11 protein-coding genes and 2 rRNA genes (1 of these 13 cut by a window edge) are annotated in these 19,389 nt (G+C 53.0%); 2 read left to right on the top strand and 11 right to left on the bottom strand.

Annotated elements, in window-relative coordinates:
- Positions 1 to 101 precede the first annotated feature (101 nt).
- The 9 genes from ACFWUL_RS02805 to ACFWUL_RS02765 all read right to left on the bottom strand — a co-directional run bounded on the left by ACFWUL_RS02805 (position 102) and on the right by ACFWUL_RS02765 (position 14,945).
- Positions 102 to 1,115: an electron transfer flavoprotein subunit alpha/FixB family protein gene (locus ACFWUL_RS02805; protein ID WP_416177735.1), complete on the bottom strand. Its 1,014-nt coding sequence runs from the start codon at positions 1,113 to 1,115 to the stop codon at positions 102 to 104.
- Positions 1,116 to 1,125: 10 nt separating this feature from the next.
- Positions 1,126 to 1,917: an electron transfer flavoprotein subunit beta/FixA family protein gene (locus tag ACFWUL_RS02800; protein ID WP_416177734.1), complete on the bottom strand. Its 792-nt coding sequence runs from the start codon at positions 1,915 to 1,917 to the stop codon at positions 1,126 to 1,128.
- A gap of 389 nt (positions 1,918 to 2,306) precedes the next feature.
- Positions 2,307 to 5,732 (bottom strand): DNA polymerase III subunit alpha, encoded by a 3,426-nt coding sequence (locus ACFWUL_RS02795; protein ID WP_416177733.1) that lies wholly within the window; start codon positions 5,730 to 5,732, stop codon positions 2,307 to 2,309.
- A 451-nt stretch (positions 5,733 to 6,183) separates the two neighbouring features.
- Complete coding sequence (gene trpA / locus ACFWUL_RS02790; RefSeq protein WP_416177732.1) at positions 6,184 to 6,957, bottom strand: tryptophan synthase subunit alpha; 774 nt, start codon at positions 6,955 to 6,957, stop codon at positions 6,184 to 6,186.
- Positions 6,958 to 6,970: 13 nt separating this feature from the next.
- Positions 6,971 to 8,152, bottom strand: coding sequence for a tryptophan synthase subunit beta (trpB, locus tag ACFWUL_RS02785; protein WP_297020035.1), 1,182 nt, complete (start codon positions 8,150 to 8,152; stop codon positions 6,971 to 6,973).
- A gap of 19 nt (positions 8,153 to 8,171) precedes the next feature.
- On the bottom strand, positions 8,172 to 8,957 hold the full coding sequence (gene trpC, locus ACFWUL_RS02780; RefSeq protein ID WP_416177731.1) for an indole-3-glycerol phosphate synthase TrpC: 786 nt from the start codon (positions 8,955 to 8,957) through the stop codon (positions 8,172 to 8,174).
- Positions 8,958 to 8,967: 10 nt separating this feature from the next.
- Positions 8,968 to 9,990, bottom strand: coding sequence for an anthranilate phosphoribosyltransferase (gene trpD, locus ACFWUL_RS02775; protein WP_416177730.1), 1,023 nt, complete (start codon positions 9,988 to 9,990; stop codon positions 8,968 to 8,970).
- Positions 9,991 to 10,534: 544 nt separating this feature from the next.
- Positions 10,535 to 13,717, bottom strand: a complete 3,183-nt coding sequence (locus ACFWUL_RS02770; protein ID WP_416177729.1) for an efflux RND transporter permease subunit — start codon at positions 13,715 to 13,717, stop codon at positions 10,535 to 10,537.
- A 10-nt stretch (positions 13,718 to 13,727) separates the two neighbouring features.
- Complete coding sequence (locus ACFWUL_RS02765) at positions 13,728 to 14,945, bottom strand: efflux RND transporter periplasmic adaptor subunit (RefSeq protein WP_297020022.1); 1,218 nt, start codon at positions 14,943 to 14,945, stop codon at positions 13,728 to 13,730.
- A gap of 1,226 nt (positions 14,946 to 16,171) precedes the next feature.
- Here ACFWUL_RS02765 and tnpB point away from each other — a divergent pair.
- Positions 16,172 to 16,525 (top strand): IS66 family insertion sequence element accessory protein TnpB, encoded by a 354-nt coding sequence (tnpB, locus tag ACFWUL_RS02760; protein ID WP_416177697.1) that lies wholly within the window; start codon positions 16,172 to 16,174, stop codon positions 16,523 to 16,525.
- Positions 16,526 to 16,638: 113 nt separating this feature from the next.
- Positions 16,639 to 18,201, top strand: a complete 1,563-nt coding sequence (gene tnpC, locus ACFWUL_RS02755) for an IS66 family transposase (RefSeq protein ID WP_416177728.1) — start codon at positions 16,639 to 16,641, stop codon at positions 18,199 to 18,201.
- Positions 18,202 to 18,433: 232 nt separating this feature from the next.
- On the opposite strand, the gene rrf is transcribed toward tnpC, so the two are convergent.
- A 5S ribosomal RNA gene (rrf, locus tag ACFWUL_RS02750) occupies positions 18,434 to 18,550 on the bottom strand.
- 78 nt (positions 18,551 to 18,628) lie between these two features.
- Positions 18,629 to 19,389, bottom strand: a 23S ribosomal RNA gene (locus ACFWUL_RS02745); it runs 2,166 nt beyond the window's last position.

The raw sequence follows: 19,389 nt of genomic DNA, 5'->3' as shown, positions 1-19,389 counted from the left end.
GATCCCAGGCGTAAGCCTCGGCCCCGGCCTTCAGGCCGCAGCCATGCCAAAGGCAAAGCCTTGTCCGCAGGACACAACCCAGGCCAAAAGCCTATCTACTCTCATGCCTGCTTTTCTGCCTTCCATTCTTTTATCTTGTCAATCAGTCGAGGCATGAAATCCTTCAGGTCCGCCACGATGGCGTAGTCCGCCATTTCCATGATGGGCGCCTTGGGGTCTTTATTGACTGCGATGATGATATCCGCATTCACGGCGCACATGTGCTGCATGGCACCGGAAATGCCAAGGGCGAAATAGACCCGGGGCGATACGCCTTTCCCGGTCTGTCCGATCTGCCGACTGTGTGGTTCCCAGCCCAGTTCGGAAATGGGACGGCTGCAGCCCACGGCGGCGCCGAGGAGATCTGCCAGTTCATGGACTCTTTCCCAGTCTTCCTTTGTATGGAATCCCCGGCCGCCGGCCACGATGACCTTCGCTGTCTCTACGGGGTTTTCTTCTTTTTCCGCCGGAATGATTTTCTTGAGGATGGTACCGAAGTCCTCTTCTTCCAGGGCCACAGGGACAGGGATAACTTCACCGGTTCTTGCGGTATCGGGCTTCGGATACTTGAAGATCCCCGGCCGTACGGTTCCTACCTGGGGACGGAACAGGGGGCTCACGATATCTGCCATGATATTTCCATCCATGGCAGGACGGGACCAGATGACGAGCTTCTTTTCCTTATCCGCAGAAAGTTCCGTCACATCGGCGGTAACACCGCAGACCAGTTCTGCCGCCAGCCGGGGTGCCAGGTCCCTGCCGAAGGGGGTAGCCGCAAAGATGATGGTGTCCGGTTTCTTTCCTTCAAAGAAAGAAGCCAGTACTTTCTGGTAGGCCTTGCCGTCATAATGGGAAAGCTTTTTATCCGTCAAAACATAGACTTTATCTGCGCCAAGGGCAATGAGGTCTTCCGGCTTATCGGTCAGCGTTTCTCCCACCAGCACCACATTGACGTCTTCTCCCAGTACATCGGCCAGCTGCCTGGCTTCCCCGGTGAGTTCGCCGGTCACCCGCTGCAGTCTGCCACCCACCAGGGCACCGATGACATAAATTCCTTTATATTCAGAAAAATCCATAATCCGCCTCCTACACCAGTTTCAATATCTGCATGGCTCCGAAGAGTGCATCCACCGCTTTCTGGGCTGTCTTGCCTTCTATGCGGAGATTTTCCTTTTTCGGAGGCACCACCGGGCGCACCTGGCGGACCTGGGTAGGAGAGCCTTTCATGCCGATGCGGCCGGCATCCACATCCATATCCTGGGCCGTAATATTATGGATTTCCACTTCATCCTTCCGTAGAATCCCACGAATGCTGGGATACCGGGGACGGTTCAGTTCCGCGGTGCAGGTAATCACGCCGGGAAGCTTCATATCCAGCACTTCCTGGTCATCCCCCATCTGCCGGGTCACTGTAATGAATCCTTCCTTTTCAAAGGAAAGATTCGTGGCACCGCTCACATCGGAAATGCCAAGGGTTGCCGCGATTTCCGGTCCAATCTGGGCCGTATTGCTGTCGATGGATTCCTGACCGCAGAAAATCAGGTCAAAGCTGCCGATTTTCCGGATCGCCATGGAAAGGGTGTAGCTGGTGGCCAGGGTATCAGCGCCGCCAAAGGCCCGGTCCGTCACCAGGTACGCCTCATCGGCTCCCATGGAAATGGCTTCCTTCAGTGCCGTTCCCGCCTGGGGCGGTCCCATGGAAATCACCGTCACCGTGCCGCCTTTTTCATCTTTAAGGGCCAGCGCCGCTTCCAGGGCATTCCGATCCAGAGGATTCATGATGCTGTTGGCATTATTCCTCTTCAGTCTTCCTGTGGCCGGGTCCACTTCCATCTGTGATGTGTCCACGACCTGTTTTATACAAACTAAGAACTTCATAATAACCCCCTTTGGTACACTTTCACCGGTTGAATTCTGAAAGTCTTATTCTGTTTCAGTATACCATACGGAAGGCACCTGCGGCACACAATAATTCACGATTCGTCCATGCTATCCGTCAAATTGCGGTTTGTAGAGCTGTTGAGGGGGCTGATGGATAGAGTCATTCGTGCGGGGGCTTCTAGCTACTAGCGGCTAGCAACTAGGAAAGCTCTACAGCCTACGGCACGAATGACTGGCGAAAATACCGGATGGGAAGCGCCGCAGGCTGGCCAGCTTTCCTGGCAGCTAGAAGCTAAAAGCTAACAGCCCCGTGTGAGTGACTCTACACGCAAGCATACTAACCGCCAAACCCAACAGCTCGACAAACTGAAATTGGCCGTTTTTCTTTAATTCCTTCTTCCCTCTACGCAGGCGTTGCCCAGGAGGCCTTTCAGGGATTCTTCCGCTTCTTCCGAAAAATCGAGGTAGAACTTGGGAATCATCCGGATTTCCTGTCCCGTCCGCTGCATGTGGAGGAACACCGGCGTATTCCCGTGGTACTTCAGGAGAATCCTTGCCAGGCCGTCGCTCACCATATTGGTCTCATGCCGTTCATCCACGTAGAGATGGACGGCGCTCACCGGGGGACGAACGGCCTTGTGGAATGTGGAAAGGGGAATGATATCTTCCGCCAGGATTTTCACTTCCCTTTCGTTGGACTGTACCCGGCCCCGGAGGCAGATGGCCGCATCTTCCACGAGAAGGGGTCTTGCCTTTTCCCAGACCGACGGGAATACCACGGACTCCAGGTCCCCGTCGTAGTCTTCCAGGGTCACATAGCCCATGGGGGCCCCTTTCTTTGTCATGGTACTCTTCACCCGGGTCACGGTGCCGCCGATGGTCACCATTCTTCCATCGTAGCGGCTGTTTTCAGCCATGAGTTTATAAATAGGCGTGCAATGGGCCATCTGCTCTTTAAAGGCATCCAGGGGATGGCCGCTCACGTAGAAGCCCAGAAGTTTTCTTTCCCACTCGATTTTCTCGCTTTTCGGCATGTCCGGAAGGTCCGGGTACGCCATGGCTTCCGCCTCTTCTTCCTCCCCGAAGAGGCTCATCTGGCCGGAAGCCCGGTCCGCCCGCACGGACTGGGCATGACTCAGGGCTTCCGGCAGGACCGCCAGGAGCTGGGACCGGTTGGCCCCCATGGAGTCCAGGGCACCGCAGCGGATCAGGCTCTCGCAGGCCCGGCTGTTCAGTCCCTTGCTGTCCACCCGCTCCAGGAAATCATTGAGGTTCTTGAAAGGTCCCCCTTTCCTCCGGGCTTCGATGATCCCGTTCACCGCATTTTCCCCTACGTTCTGAATGCCGTCCAGGCCGAAGAGGATCTTATTTCCCTTTACGGAGAAATAGGCCTCCGACAGGTTCACGTCGGGCGCCGCGATTTCCACTCCCGCCTTCCGGGTATCGGAAATATAGCGGCTCACCTTGTCCCGGTCACTGTTATAGCAGGTCATCATGGCCGCCATGAATTCCGGCCGATAGTGGGCCTTCAGGTACGCCGTCTGCCAGGCAATCCACCCATAGCAGACACTGTGGGATTTATTGAACCCGTATCCTGCAAAGTGGACCATGAGGTCAAAGACATAGTTTGCCGTCTTCTTGTCCACTCCATTCTTCACTGCCCCTTCCACGAAGGTATCCCGGTTCTTCTGCAGGATTTCCGGTTCCTTATGACCCATGGCACGGCGCAGCATATCTGCCTGTCCAAGGCTGAATCCACCCATGACGGAGGCGATCTGCATGACCTGTTCCTGGTAGAGAATGACCCCGTAGGTTTCCTTCAGGATCGGTTCCAACGACGGATGGGGGTATTCCACCGGGATTTCCCCATGTTTTCTTTTGATGAAATCTTCCGCCATGCCGCTTCCCAGGGGGCCCGGGCGGTACAGGGCCACCATGGGGATGAGGTCTTCGAACCGGTCCGGATGAAGCTGCATGAGGAGGGATGTAAATCCGGCAGATTCCGACTGGAAGACACCGATGGTATCCCCTTCGCAGAGCATTTTGCAGGTGGCTTCATCTTCCGTAGGTATCTTATTGATATCCAGATGGATGCCCCGGTTGGCTTCAATCATTTCCAGTGCATCATGGATGACCGTAAGGTTTCGAAGGCCCAGAAGGTCCATCTTCAGAAGGCCCAGCTGTTCGACCTGGTCTTTTTCATACTGGGTCTGGATGAACCCATCCTGGGTGAGCTGGATGGGCACGTAGTCATCGACAGGCTTAGAGCAGATCACCACCCCCGCCGCATGGGTGCCGGAATTTCGGGAAAGCCCTTCCAGATCCAGGCAGTGGTCGATGAGGCTGTGGACCTGGGGGTTCGATTCGTAAAGTTCCTTGAACTCCGTACTGCCGTCCAATGTCTTTTTGAGGGTTACTCCCGGACCGCCGGGTACCATTTTCGCAATTTTATCCACATCCCGGAGGGGCATATTGGTGACCCGGCCCACATCCCGGATCACCGCCCGGGCTGCCAAGGTGCCGAAGGTAATAATCTGGGCCACCTGATCCTTCCCGTATTTCCGGGCCAGGTAATCAATGACCTCGCCCCGGCGGCGATAGCAGATATCCGTATCAATATCCGGCATGGATACACGCTCCGGGTTCAGGAATCGTTCAAAGAGGAGATCGAAACGGAGGGGATCGATTTCCGTAATATGGAGAAGATAGGCCACGATACTGCCGGCGGCGCTGCCACGGCCAGGGCCAATGGGAATGCCGTGGGATTTCGCATAATGGATGAAATCCATGACGATGAGGAAGTAATCGGAAAATCCCATGTGTTCGATGACACCGAGCTCATAGTCCAGCCGTTTCTTTTCTTCTCCCGTAGGATGGGGATACCGCTCCGGCAGGGCAGCCTCACAGAGTTTACGGAGATAGGACTTCGACGTCTCCCCTTCCGGCACGTCAAAGGAGGGGAGTTTATGTTCCCCAAAGGTGAGAGTCACATGGCAGCGGTCCGCTATTTTTTTCGTATTCTCAATGGCCCCCGGATACTGGCCCAGAATTTCTTCCATTTCCTTTCCGCTCTTGCAGTAGAATTCATTGTTAGCGAAATGGAAATGATAGGGGTCGTCCAACGTTTTTCCTGTGGAAATGCAGAGTTTGATTTCCTGGCTCCCGGCATCTTCCTTTTTCGTATAATGGAAATCGTTGGTGGCCACGAGGCCCAGACCGTATTCTTCCGCCAGCCTGGCCAGTACCGGCCGTACCGCCGCTTCTTCCGGCAGGCCGTGGTTCTGGAGCTCGATGAAATAATTATCCTTTCCGAAGGTGTCGATATAGAACTCGATCACCTTCCGGGCTTCGTCCATATTCCGGTTCAGGATAGCCTGGGGCAGTTCTCCCCCCACGCAGGCGGACATGGCAATGAGGCCCTTGTGGTACTGCCGAAGGAGCTCATGGTCCGCCCGGGGCTTGAAATAATACCCTTCCGTCCAGGCCTTGGAGCAGATCTTGATGAGGTTCTGGTATCCCTCATTGGTTTCCGCCAGCAGGATGAGATGGGCCAGTTTCTCCTTTTCCCCGCCGGTTTTCTTTTCAAACCGGCTCCCTCGGGTCACGTAAATTTCGCAGCCGATGATGGGTTTGATGCCCTGGGCCATGCATTCTTTATAGAGATACACGGCGCCGTACATGACGCCGTGGTCCGTGATGGCAATGGCGGTCTGCCCCATTTCTTTCACATGGGATACGAGCTCCTTAATCCGGCAGGTCCCATCGAAGAGGCTGTATTCTGTATGGGTATGAAGATGAACGAATGGATCCATTGTTCCTCCTGATGAAATATGGTAAAGTGAGTTTTCTTTATTTTAGCACAAACGGCAGGGCTCTATCGTTCCTCATGCAAGTGTTGGTATTCACGGCCAGCTGATTGCCCAAACGGGATGCATGGGGCTAAGGGTGGCAGGTTGGCATCGCTTCGCTCGCCAACCGGGTTGTGGCTGCATGCCAAGGCTGACGCCCTGGTGCAGCAGGGACTGTTGGCAGGGCAGCCTGTGGCGGTCCATACGGAATCCTTCACACGACGGCGACAAAGCCGCTGTTCCATTTTATGCCCCCGGCGTGAAGCGCCCACAACCCGGTGAACGAGCAAAGCGATGTTCACCCACCACCCTTAGCCACATGCAGTCGGATGTATTCCTTATCCCCCAATACCACCTCCATCCAATCAAAAAAAGCCGGAAGAGGTATCCTCTCCCGGCCTTCTGCCAGTGTTTTTTACTGTTCCATGCCCTTTTTCAGGCCGCCAATGTAGGCCATGAGGTCTTCACCGGCCCTGCTGCCTTCCTTATTGATGATATCCACCACGCCGCTGCCGGTGATGACGCCATCCGCCAGGGCTGCCATTTCGTGGGCCTGCTCCGGTGTATGGATGCCGAATCCGATGGCCACGGGGGTATCGGTGGTTTCTTTCACCACTTTGATAATATCCTTCAGGTCCGTCTTGATGTTCCCTCTCATGCCGGTGACGCCCATGGAGGACACCACGTATACAAAGCCCGTGGCATCTTTCACATTGGCCCGGATCCGCTCTTCTGATGTGGGAGCTACCATCTGGATAATATCTACCCCGTTTTCATCGGCCAGGGGGCGGATTTCCTGCTGCTCTTCATGGGGCATGTCGGGGATGATGACGCCATCGATGCCGATTTCCTTTGCGTCCCGGAAGAACTTATCCGCCGGATACCGGAAGACCGGGTTGTAATAGGTGAGGAGAACAATGGGAATGGACGTATGTTTTCGGAGTTCCTTCACCGTTTCCATGACCTGGGGCAGGTGTACATGGTTGGCCAAAGCCTTTACGTCGGCCTCCATGATTACCGGACCGTCAGCAATGGGGTCGGAGAAAGGTACACCCAGCTCGATGAGGGTGGCCCCTGCTTTTTCCATATCCAGTACATACCGCACCGTATCTTCAATGGATGGGACACCGGTGGTCAGAAATGCGATCAATGCTTTACCGTTCTTGAATGCTTCATTAATATGGCTCATAGTACGTTCCTCCTCAGTCGTGCAGGTTTTCACCGCGGTAGCGGGCAATAGCGGCCACATCTTTATCTCCGCGGCCGGACAGTGTGATGACGACGATATCATCTTTTGTCATGTTTTTAGCTTCTTTCATAGCCCCTGCAACGGCATGGGCCGATTCAATGGCGCAGATAATGCCTTCCGTCTTTGCCAGGTATTCGAAGGCCTGTACCGCTTCTTCATCGGTAATGGCGATATAGCGGGCCCGGCCGATATCATTGAGATAGGCATGTTCAGGGCTTACACCCGGATAGTCGAGGCCGGCGGAAATGGAATAGACTTCCGTAATGTTTCCATCCTTGTCCTGGCAGAAGAGGGACTTCATGCCGTGGAATACGCCGAGGCTCCCCCGGTTTACGGTAGCTGCATGGTAAGGGGTATCGATACCTTTGCCACCGGCTTCACAGCCGATGAGTTCTACCCCTGCATCCTGGATGAATGGATAGAAGGTACCGGCTGAATTGGAGCCGCCGCCGACGCAGGCATAGACCTTCGTGGGAAGACGGCCTGTCCGTTCCAGCACCTGGGCCCGGGCTTCCCGGCCGATGCAGCTCTGGAAATAGCGGACCATTTCCGGGAACGGTGCGGGGCCGGTGGTAGATCCGATGATATAGTGGGTATCATCACAGCGGCGGCTCCATTCCTGCATGGCTGCATTCACCGCATCCTTCAGCACCCGGGATCCCGTCTTCACTACATTTACCTTGGCTCCCAGAAGTTTCATGCGGTACACGTTCAGCGCCTGCCGTTCCGTATCGATTTCACCCATGAATACTTCGCATTCCATGCCGAAGAGAGCAGCGATGGTGGCTGCGGCCACACCGTGCTGGCCGGCACCGGTTTCCGCAATAATTCTTGTCTTACCCATCCGCTTTGCCAGGAGGGCCTGGCCGATGCAGTTATTGATCTTGTGGGCGCCGGTATGGTTCAGGTCTTCCCTCTTCAGGAAAATGCGGGGGCCGCCGAGGTCCTTTTCCATATTTTCAGCTTCGTAGAGCATGGAAGGACGGCCGGTGTAGTTTACAAAGAGACGATGGAGTTCGTCCTGGAAAGAACGGTCCTTCTTGCATTCTTCAAAAGCCTCTGCCACCCGGTTTACTTCATTCATCAGTACTTCCGGCACATACTGTCCGCCATATTCGCCAAATCTTGTTTTCATATCTGTTTCCATCCTTTGTTTATGAATTTTCATGGACCAGTTCCTTTAAGAGCTCTGTCCTGTTACTTGCTTTCATGAGCATTTCACCGATCAATACCGCATCGGCACCGGCTTCTTTCATCCGATGGACCTTTTCCTTGTCCGTCATGCCGCTTTCGGAAACGAGAAGCACATTCTCCGGCACCAGCTTTGCCAGTTTTTCCGTATTTTCCATCTTTATGGTGAAATCCCTGAGGTCCCGGTTGTTGACCCCTGCTATCTTTGCACCATCCCGGAGGAGCCGCTCCATTTCCCTTTCATCGTGGGCTTCCGCCAGCACATCCATTCCCAGGTCATCGGCCAGTTTCATGAAGGAGCGGATTTTTGTATCATCCAGAATCGCCGCGATAAGGAGGATGGCCGATGCTCCGGCCAGGGCCGCCTCTTCGATCTGGCACTCATCGATGATGAAATCCTTCCGAAGTACCGGGAGCGTTACCTCTGCCGCCACCTTTTTGAGGTAGCCGATATCTCCCTTGAACCATTTCGGTTCCGTGAGACAGGAGATAGCCGATGCTCCGGCTGCTTCATATTCCTTTGCTATATCCTCGAAAGGGAAATCCTCACTGATAAGCCCTTTGGAAGGAGACGCTTTTTTCAGTTCACAGATGAAGGAAAGGCCGGGGGCTGAAAGATTTTTATAAAAGCGGTGGCTTCCTGAAGGTTCGAAATGAAGAATCTTTGTATGAATTTCTTCATAATACCCGTTCCCCTTCAGCTCTTTCAGTCTTCTTTCCGTTTCCCTGGCTATATCGTCCAGAATCATGGGGCACCTGTCATTCATTAGATACTTTGATGTAATCTTCCATGGTAGCAAGGGCTTTGCCGCTGTCGATAAATTCTGCCGCTTTCTTTACGCCCTCTGCCATGGTTTCTGCTGCCTTGGCCGCATAGAGCGCAAGGCCCGCATTGAGGAGCACCGCATTCCGCTTCGTCCCCTGGATCTTTCCGGAAAGAATGCCCTTTGTGATTTCCGCATTTTCTTCCGGTGTGCCTCCGACAATGTCTTCCTTTTTGCCCCGGGTGAGGCCGAAGTCTTCCGGTTTGATTTCGCTGGTCCGGTAGTAGCCGCCTTTCAGCTCGCAGACCAGTGTCGGAGCACTGGGGGAAACTTCATCGAGGCAATCTTCCCCGTGAACAACCACCGCACTCTTGACGCCCAGTTTATCGAGGACCTTGGCCACCGGCTCCACCAGGTATCCGTCGTAGACGCCGAGGAGGAAGTAATCCGGGTTCGCCGGGTTGGTAAGGGGGCCCAGGATATTGAATACAGTGCGGAATCCCAGTTCCTTCCGGATGGGCCCTACGTACTTCATGGCTGCGTGGTACTTCTGGGCGAAGAGGAAGCACATGCCCACCTTTTGGAGCATTTCCAGTGCTTTCTTCGGGTCCTGGTTAATGTTGGCCCCCAGTGCTTCCTGTACATCGGCGGTACCGCACTTGGAAGAAGCCGCCCGGTTGCCGTGTTTGGCTACCTTTACCCCCGCTGCTGCCACTACGAAGGCTGCGGTGGTGGAAATATTGAAGCTGTTGGAGCGGTCACCGCCGGTACCTACGATTTCAAGGACCTTCATGCCCGGATGGGGAACAGGGATGGCATGTTCCCTCATGGCTACGGCACAGCCGGAAATCTCATCGATTGTTTCTGCCCGGGTGCTCTTGGTGGAAAGGGCTGCCAGGAAGGCGGCATTCTGGGTGGGAGTGGTTTCCCCATTCATAATTTCATTCATCACATCATAGGCTTCTTTGTAGGAGAGATCTCCTTTTCTGACGATTTTCTGGATTGCTTCTTTAATCATGGTATATACCTCCTGAATGTACATGGTTTCATTTTCTTAGAATCTGATGAAATCGGCCTCCTGCCATCGTCTGATTGTGTCCATGGTTTCCTCCTTCAGGGAAGGTATAAAAAAATCCGTCCCTGACAAATACTTGTCAAGGACGGATATCTATTCCGCGGTGCCACCTTGCTTCAGGGTATGACCCCTGCTCTTAGCGAGATACCAGCATATCTCCGGCAACTGACGTATGCCCTACGTCGCTGGCTACTAAGTTCCCTTTTCACCGCGCCCTCAGCGGTCCATTTAATAACCTGCGTCCTGCCGGCTTCTCAATACCCCGGCTCCCTGTGAGTGCACAATTATTTTTATCTCCGCTTCAACGGTTTGTTTCTGAAGTTGTGATAATCATAATACCGGAATTCTTTTCTGTCAAGAGGAGAATTTGAGTATACCCCCAAAATGAATAAATGGGGCTAAAGGTGGTGGGTGAACATCGCTTCGCTTGCTCACCCACCACCCTTAGCCCCATATACATGTACGGTCAGTCGACCATAGCACAGGCTTAACGACGAAGCATGCGGTACTTGAACTTAATTCCTTTGAATCCCGTAACCTTCCGGAAGTACCGGGCCATGTATTCGGAAATAATGTAGAACGCCGGAATCAGGAGGAGCCCGCAGATGGTGGCAAAGGTCATGCCCCCTACTACGGCGACCCCCATACCGCAGCGGGCACCGGCACCGGCGCCGGTGGCCATGGCCAGGGGCAGGCAGCCGATGATGGCGGTGAAGGCGGTCATCAGGATAGGACGCAGACGGAGCTTGGCGGCGATAACCACAGCCTTCATGGGATCCATACCCTTATCCACCCGTTCCTTCGCAAATTCTACGATAAGGATGGCGTTCTTTGCGGCGAGGCCGATAATCATGATGATACCGATCTGCATGTACACGCTGTTCATATACCCGCTCGTATTGGCACCCAGGATGGTTCCCAGCTTACGGACCACATATTCTGTAGCCACGGCGCCGAAGATACCGGTCGGTACCGTAAAGAGTACGGCAAATGGCATGGACCAGCTTTCATAGAGAGCTGCCAGGCAGAGGAACGCAAAGACGAGAGCCATGACGAGGATCTTCATGGTGGAGCTGGACGAAGAATTTTCTTCGCGGCTCTGGCCGGACCATTCGATGGTGAATCCGGAAGGCATGACGCTCTTGGCCGCCGCTTCCGCCGCCTGCATGGCTTCACCGGAGCTGTAGCCGTTGGCTGCACTGCCCTGGATAGCCACGCTCCGTACGCCGTTAAACCGGGTAATGGAGGAAGGTCCTGTGGTTATAGAACTGGTGAGAATGGTATCCAGAGGTACCATCTTACCGGAAGAAGATTTCACGGAAATGAACTTCAGGCTGTCTGCCTGGGAACGGTACTGGGTATCGGCCTGTACAATGACCTTGTAGGAACGGCCGAACTGGTTGAAATCATTCACCTGGGACCCGCCGAAGTTGGCCTGGAGAGCGGTAAATACGTCGGACAGGCTGATGCCCAGGTTCTTGACTTTTTCACGGTCCACAGAATACTGGACACTTGGCGTATTGGTGGCGTAGGAAGTGCGGACACCGGCCAGTTCCGGCCGCTGGTTGCAGGCTGCTACCACCTTATTGGCCACATCCCCCAGTTCCGTATCTGAAAGGCCTACATTATCCTGGAGCTGCATGGACCATCCGCCTTCCATGCCAAGACCCGGAAGAGATGGCATATTGAAAGCAGACACCTGGGCCTCCGGATGCTTCGGCACAATGGTGCTGTTGAATTTGGCAATAATGGAATTGACACTGAGGTCAGCGGATTTTCGTTTACTCCAGTCGTCCAGTGCGATATACACATTGCCCGAATTGGAGGAAGAACCGCCGGCGTGGGTCATAATATCGGTGACCCCCTTCAGTTCCTTCGATTCATTGGCAATGGCGTCAACCGTTTTGATGGTCTGGTTCAGGGACGTGCCTTCCGGCATGATCACACTGACCGCAAAGAATCCCTGGTCCTCATCGGGGACGAAGGTAGAGGGCAGCATTTTGTAAAATACGCCCATGAGACCTGTCACCAGGATAAGGAAAACCGCCGCATACTTCAGGTGGTAAATCATCCATCCCACCTTGCCGGTATATTTTTCCCGGAAAGAATCAAAGGACCTGTTAAACCACCGGAAGAAAGCACCCAACGGTCCTTTCTGGATTCCCTTGTCATCGGGCTTCAGGAGAAGGCCGCAGAGGGCCGGCGTCAGAGTCAGGGCCACGAATGCGGAAATGGCAACAGAAATCGTAATCGTTACGGCAAACTGCTTGTAAAGGACACCGGTCATGCCGCCCACAAAGGCTACCGGGATGAAGATGGACGCCAGCACAGCGGTGGTGGCGATAATCGGTCCCTGGACTTCGCCCATGGCTTTTTCCGTGGCTTCCTTTGCAGGGAGCCCGTCTTTCGCCATGTGCTCTTCCACGTTTTCAATAACCACGATGGCATCATCCACCACGAGGCCGATGGCCAGTACCATGGCGAAGAGGGTGAGCGTGTTGATTGTGAAATCAAGGACAATGAAGCTGGCAAAGGTCCCCACAATGGACACCGGTACCGCCAGTACCGGGATGAGGGTGGTCCGCCACTTCTGGAGGAATATGAATACCACAAGAATGACAAGAAGAAGGGATTCGACGAAGGTATCCCGGACTTCACTGATGGATGCATTGATGAAGTTCGTATTATCCATGATAATGGTGTAATCCAGGTCCGGCGGGAAAGTTTCCTTCGCTTCCTGGAGCACCTTCTTCACCTGGCTCACCGTCTCCAGTGCATTGGCATCATTCGTCAGCTGCACGCCGAAACCAACACCGGTCTTGCCATTGATCTTGGAATCACTGCTCTGGTTCTGGGTGCCGGTCTGGATCTTGGCCACATCCTTCAGGTAGACAAACTGGCCATTGGATTCGGACTTCAGGATAATATTGCCGAACTGTTCCGGTGTGGAAAGACGGCCTTCCACCTTGGCGCTGTACTGCTTTTCCTGGGTTTCCGGTGCAGGCTGGGCGCCGATCGTACCAGCCGGGGCAGAAGTATTCTGCTCCTTGATAGCAGAAATGACATCGGATACCGTCAGGTTTCTTTCCGCCAGCTTATCCGGATTCAGCCACACCCGCATGGCATAGCTGGAACCGAAGGTATTGACATTACCTACCCCATCGATACGCTGGATTTTATCGAGCAGGTAAATATCCGCATAGTTTTTAAGGAATGCCTGGTCATAGGTGCCGTTTGGAGAATAGAGATTCGCCATGAGCACCATATCGCCGGAAGATTTACGTACGGTGAGGCCCGTGGTCTGTACATCACTGGGCAGGCTGTTCTTCGCCAGGTTTGCATCATTCTGTACATTGACAGAGTCCATGTCCCCATCACTGGAGAGGTCGAATACAATGGACAGGCTGTAGGACCCATCGTTGCTGGACGTAGAAGACATGTAAGACATATTTTCCACGCCATTCAGATCTTCCTCGATCACCTGGGCCACCGTCTGGTTCACAATGGTCGCATTGGCGCCGGTATAATTAGCGCTGAGGCTGATGGTGGGTGGAGAAATCTGGGGATACTGGGCTATCGGCAGGGAAAACAGGGACGCTGCCCCCAGAATCACAATAATAATGGAAATAACGATAGCAAAAATAGGACGCCGAATGAAAAATTTAGACATAAGGGCCTCCTTACTTTGCAGATGAAGAAGCGGCAGCCGTCGTGGAAGCAGTGGTATCAGAGGTGGTCAGGGAAAGACCCAGTTCTTCCGGCGTCGTTTCCGTTACGGAAAGCTCCTGTCCTTCCTTCAGGTTCGTCAGGCCTTCTACCACCACGTTATCACCGGCAGAAAGACCGCTCTTGACAATGTAGTAGCTTCCCACCTGGTCACCAAGGGTTACGATCTTGGAAACGGACTTGTTGTCCGGTCCTACCACAATGACAAAGGATTTATTCAATACCTGCTGCACCGCCTTCTGCGGGACAAGAATGGCATCCTTCAAAGTCTGGCCTTCCAGTGTCACCCGGGCAAACATGCCGGGGAGCAGCACACCATCATCATTATTAAAGATAGCCTTCATAGTAAGAGTACCCGTACTTTCCGAAAGTTCCCGGTCTGCCACATAATTGGTAGATACTTCGTCATACTTGGTACCATTGCTCAAAGTCAGGGTAGCCTTCGGCGGATGGTGTTCCGCATGCTCCAATGTTTTCTGGTCAGCCGCAGTACGGAAATTCAGGTATTCATTTTCACTGACAGAGAACTGGACATAAATCGGATTAATGGAACCGATAGATACAAGGGAGGTATTACCGGCAGCTGCATAGGTACCGACTGCCACATCATCCACGGAAAGACGGCCGGAAATGGGCGCCCGGATTACTGTATCATCCAGATTCTCCTGGGCCTTCTTCAGCATGGCCACCGCATCATCGAGACTGGACTGGTTCGAATCCACCGTAGCCTGCTGGGTAGTCAGCGTCTGCTCCGCAATAGCGCCGGAAGAGGCCAGCTTCTGGTACCGCCCCAGATCAATCATGGAGTTATTAAGATTGGTCTGCGCCTTATCCACATTAGAACGGGCCGAAAGAACTTCCGACTCATACTGCCGGTCGTCCAGCTTATAGAGAGGGGTCCCCTCCGATACAAACTGACCGCTCTTGAAATACTTTTCCGTAATAGAACCGGACACCTTCGGTTTAATAATGACAGCATCCGTAGATTTCACCTGGCCTGAATAATCGTGGGTCACTTTCGTATCCTGCTGCAGCACCTTCATGGCCTTCACAGATACGGCAGCCGACTTCGTCTGTGCAGATGATCCACATCCCCCTGCAAACATGGCAGTTCCCACACATAAACAAGCCACCAGGGCTGCCATTGCCTTTTTCGCATTTTTTCCGTGCATGTTACTATTCCCTTCCCCTGACAGTGGACTCCATGGTAAACCACAAAGCTGAATCAGGATAAATTCAAACATAGTGTACCACAAACAGAGGTAAATGAAAAACAGATAATTATGTGAAATAACAGATAACAGAGAATATACTGTAAACAGAAGGGAATAAAACAGATGGTTATTACACCGTAAGAAACACCGGATTTCAGGTAGGAGGGAGCTTTCAGCTTTCAGCTTACGGCTTACGGCTTACAGCTATCAGCTGTCAGCTCACCGCTTACAGAGCATCAGCCACTTCGCAGCATCCATCCTGCGGCTTTGCCGCGGCCCTTCTCTAAGGGCCTGCATAATTACGACTGCCTCTCGTTATTGTAAATACGTTCGTAATGATTTATCCGCGGCGAAGCCGCTGCTCTACCTTACGCCCCGGTGCGAAGCACCCACAACCCGGTTGGCGAGCGCAGCGATGCCAACCCACCCCCCTTATGCCCCATCCATACGCCTGGGCCATTCCCATATAAAAAAGGCGGCGCTTCCCAATCTGTGCGCCGCCACCTCCCCCTCAGCCACCTCGCGAAGCGTTACCCCTCAGTCACCTCAATGCTTGCAGCTGTCAGCTTACTGCTTACAGAACTTTAGCCGCTCCGCGGCAATCCATCCTGCGGCTTTGCCGCGGCCCTTCTCTAAGGGCCTGCATAATTACGACTGCCTCACGTTATTGTAAATACGTTCGTAATGATTTATCCGCGGCGAAGCCGCTGCTCTACCTTACGCCCCGGTGCGAAGCACCCACAACCCGGTTGGCGAGCGCAGCGATGCCAACCCACCACCTTTACGCCCCATCCATACGATTAGCCGGAACCATATACACATACTCCTCAGCCACCTGGATGCTTACAGCTGTCAGCTTACCGCTTACAGAGCTTCAGCCGCTTCGCGGCATCCATCCTGCGGCTTTGCCGCGGCCCTTCTCCAAGGGCCTGCATGCTGGGGTTACCCGTATTTTATCAGATAACCTTTCCGGTAGTTCCTCCTGCGGCGAAGCCGCTGATCCACCTCATGCCCCCGGTGCGAAACACCCACAACCCGGTTGGCGAGCGCAGCGATGCCAACCTACAACCTTTAGCCCCATCCATCCGATTGGACAGACGTAAGCGCAAAATAAAATGATGGATTTTATCTATCCATTGGAAATGAGATAATACCTACAAGTTCAACGACTGGAGGTATTACTCATGGATATTCAACTAACTGCCGACCGGGTTTACCTGGCCGGCGGCTACACGGACATGCGGAAATCCATTGACGGATTATCCGCTGTGGTTTCACAACAATATGATCTGAATCCGTTCCTTCCATCACTGTTCCTGTTCTGTGGAAGAAGACGGGACCGGATCAAAGGTCTCCTCTGGCAGGGTGATGGTTTCGTTCTACTTTACAAGCGTATTGAGAGCGGAAGCTTTCAGTGGCCAAGGGAATCGGCTTCCCTGATTGAGCTTTCCCCACAGCAATACCGCTGGCTTATGGAGGGGCTTGCCATCATCCAACCTCGGGCCGTGAAGGTCATTCACCCCCGCTGCAGCGTATGAAATCTGCATGCTAAAACAGTCGAAAAAGCTAGATTTTATCGAGCTTTTTCGGCTGTTTTATGGTATAATAAATACATGAAATTTCGGTTGTTTTTATAGAATTGAGTGTACCCATGACAGACCGCCGTGAGCAGGAATTACTAGATAGAATTGCAAAACTGGAAAAGGACAAAGCGGCTTTATTAGCTACAGTGAAATTACTTCAGCAGGCCCGTTTTGGTTCTAAATCGGAACGCCGGACTGATCCGGATAAAGATGCCGCCTATCCCAGCATCTTTAATGAGGCGGAAACAGAGGCCAAGCCCAGTGTCAAGGAACCGGAGCTTGAAACGACTGCGGTTAAAGGCTATGAACGAAAGAAAAAGAGCAAGTCAGCATCTGTTAAGAACTTGCTGGAATCCCTTCCTGAAGACTGCATTGAGAACATAGACATTGACCTGGATGCGGACCAGAAAGTCTGTGACATCTGTGGAAATAAGCTGTCTCCTATAGGCAGGGAGCTTGTTAATACTCAGATTGAGTTTGTTCCGCCAAAGCTTATCTGCAGGCGTTACTTCCAGATATCTTATGAATGCAGGAATTGCCGGAAGAATGACGAACCGCATATTGTGAAGCCGGCAGTGCCCAAGCCTCCGATTCCCCATTCCTTTGCTTCACCTTCTGCCATTGCCCATGTGATGATGCAGAAGTACGGATTAGCCGTACCGCTGAATCGTCAGGAGCGGGAGTGGAAGCAGCTGGGATTGCCTCTCAGCAGGGCAACTCTGGCCAACTGGATTATTATTTCTTCAAATGAGTACCTGAAACCCTTGTGGAACTACATGCATGGTCTCCTTCTCAAAGAAGCCTGTCTGCATGCAGATGAGACTCCGGTACAGGTACTCAATGAAAAAGGACGTAAGAATACCAGCAAATCCTATATGTGGGTCTTTACCAGTGGAGAGTATGAACCATTACATAATATCCGCCTGTTCCAGTACAGCCCGACCAGAAAAGGATCCAATGCCTCGGAATTCCTTAAAGGATTTACCGGTTACCTCCAAACGGATGACTATTCCGGATACAACCAGGTAACAGGAGTTACCCGCTGCCTCTGCTGGGCCCATGCAAGACGAAAGTATGTAGAAACCGAAACGGCAAAGCAGGATGAACCCTCAGTAAACCTGGCTTCTGAAGGGCTGCGGTACATACGTGAGCTATTTAAAATTGAAAAGGGACTGCATGACCTTACTCCTGAAGAGAGAAAGTCACAAAGACTTGAAAAGGAGAAGCCGGTGCTTGATGCCTATTGGAAGTGGGTAGAAAGCAGCCGTGATAAAGTTCTTCCAAAATCTAAGATCAGCCAGGCTTTGAACTACTCCCTGACTAACAAGGAACAGCTTGAAACCTATTTGCAAGATGGCAGGTGTGCTATATCCAACAACATTGCGGAAAACAGCATACGTCCTTTTACCGTGGGCCGGAAAAACTGGCTCTTTTCAGCGAGCCCGAAAGGCGCTGAAGCCAGTGCCTGTGTATACAGTATTATTGAAACCTGCAAGGCCAATAATATAGATCCGGAGAAATACCTGATCTACATACTCACCGGGATGCCCAATGAAGAGCGTCTCAAAGGTGAGGCGGTATTAGAGAAGTACATGCCCTGGAACACTATAGTTCAGGAATCCTGCAAATAACATAAAGCCCGAAAGCTTATAGTATGATTATTCTATAACTTTCGGGCTTTTTCAATACACTCTTTTATTTGGCGCTTACGGACAGACAAATAAAACTGCGGCGCTTCCACATCTGTGCGCCGCCACCACCCCTTCAGCCACCCCAGCCACCTCGCCGTCAGGCGTTACCCCTCAGCCACTTATCACACACATGAAAAAAGCCCCAATCCTACAATTGGAGCTTTCATCGCTTAATCAGCAGCTTCCTATCCTCCCAGGCCGCTTCCAGCCAAGTACTTTCGGCGTTTGTGAGCTTAACTACCGTGTTCGGCATGGGTACGGGTGTATCCTCACAGCTGTCGCCACTGAATCTCTGAGGGCCTGTTCCCTCAAAACTGCACAGAAGAAACTCCGAAGGCTTTCGCCACGGTCGCGCTTTCGTGAAATCTAAGTCAAGACCTCGACCTATTAGTACTGCGTCGCTCCATGCCTTGCGGCACTTCCACTCACAGCCTATCAACCTCATCGTCTTTAAGGGGTCTTACTCATTGCTGATGAGAAGTCTCATCTCGAGACGGGCTTCACGCTTAGATGCTTTCAGCGTTTATCCTTTCCGGATGCGGCTTTCCAGCCGTGCCACTGGCGTGACAACTGGTACACCGTTGATCCGTCCACTCCGGTCCTCTCGTACTAGGAGCAGCCTCCCTCAAACTTCTTACGCCCGCGATGGATATGAACCAAACTGTCTCACGACGTTTTGAACCCAGCTCGCGTACCACTTTAATGGGCGAACAGCCCAACCCTTGGAACCTACTCCAGCTCCAGGATGTGATGAGCCGACATCGAGGTGCCAAACCTCCCCGTCGATATGAACTCTTGGGAGAGATTAGCCTGTTATCCCCAGGGTAGCTTTTATCCGTTGAGCGATGGCCTTTCCACTCAGAACCACCGGATCACTAAGCCCGACTTTCGTCTCTGCTCGACTTGTAGGTCTCGCAGTCAAGCTCCCTTCTGCCTTTGCACTCTTCGGCCGGTTTCTGTCCGGCCTGAGGGAACCTTTGGGCGCCTCCGTTACACTTTAGGAGGCGACCGCCCCAGTCAAACCGCCTGCCTGAGATGGTCCGCGAGGTCGTTACTCTCCGCGTTAGAATCTCAGCAACACAAGGGTGGTATCCCAACAACGGCTCGACAACATCCGAAGACATTGTT

Source organism: Dialister sp., assembly GCF_047832375.1.
In the GTDB taxonomy this organism is placed as follows: domain Bacteria; phylum Bacillota; class Negativicutes; order Veillonellales; family Dialisteraceae; genus Dialister.
The sequence above is the reverse complement of the archived record's forward strand: the minus strand, read 5'-3'. Positions and strand labels throughout refer to the sequence as shown.

Coding starts and splice junctions, on each gene's coding strand:
- ACFWUL_RS02805 (WP_416177735.1), bottom strand. CDS start 1,115: ATGGATTTTTCTGAATATAAAGGAATTTATGTCATCGGTGCCCTGGTG.
- ACFWUL_RS02800 (WP_416177734.1), bottom strand. CDS start 1,917: ATGAAGTTCTTAGTTTGTATAAAACAGGTCGTGGACACATCACAGATG.
- ACFWUL_RS02795 (WP_416177733.1), bottom strand. CDS start 5,732: ATGGATCCATTCGTTCATCTTCATACCCATACAGAATACAGCCTCTTC.
- trpA (WP_416177732.1), bottom strand. CDS start 6,957: ATGAGCCATATTAATGAAGCATTCAAGAACGGTAAAGCATTGATCGCA.
- trpB (WP_297020035.1), bottom strand. CDS start 8,152: ATGAAAACAAGATTTGGCGAATATGGCGGACAGTATGTGCCGGAAGTA.
- trpC (WP_416177731.1), bottom strand. CDS start 8,957: ATGATTCTGGACGATATAGCCAGGGAAACGGAAAGAAGACTGAAAGAG.
- trpD (WP_416177730.1), bottom strand. CDS start 9,990: ATGATTAAAGAAGCAATCCAGAAAATCGTCAGAAAAGGAGATCTCTCC.
- ACFWUL_RS02770 (WP_416177729.1), bottom strand. CDS start 13,717: ATGTCTAAATTTTTCATTCGGCGTCCTATTTTTGCTATCGTTATTTCC.
- ACFWUL_RS02765 (WP_297020022.1), bottom strand. CDS start 14,945: ATGCACGGAAAAAATGCGAAAAAGGCAATGGCAGCCCTGGTGGCTTGT.
- tnpB (WP_416177697.1), top strand. CDS start 16,172: ATGGATATTCAACTAACTGCCGACCGGGTTTACCTGGCCGGCGGCTAC.
- tnpC (WP_416177728.1), top strand. CDS start 16,639: ATGACAGACCGCCGTGAGCAGGAATTACTAGATAGAATTGCAAAACTG.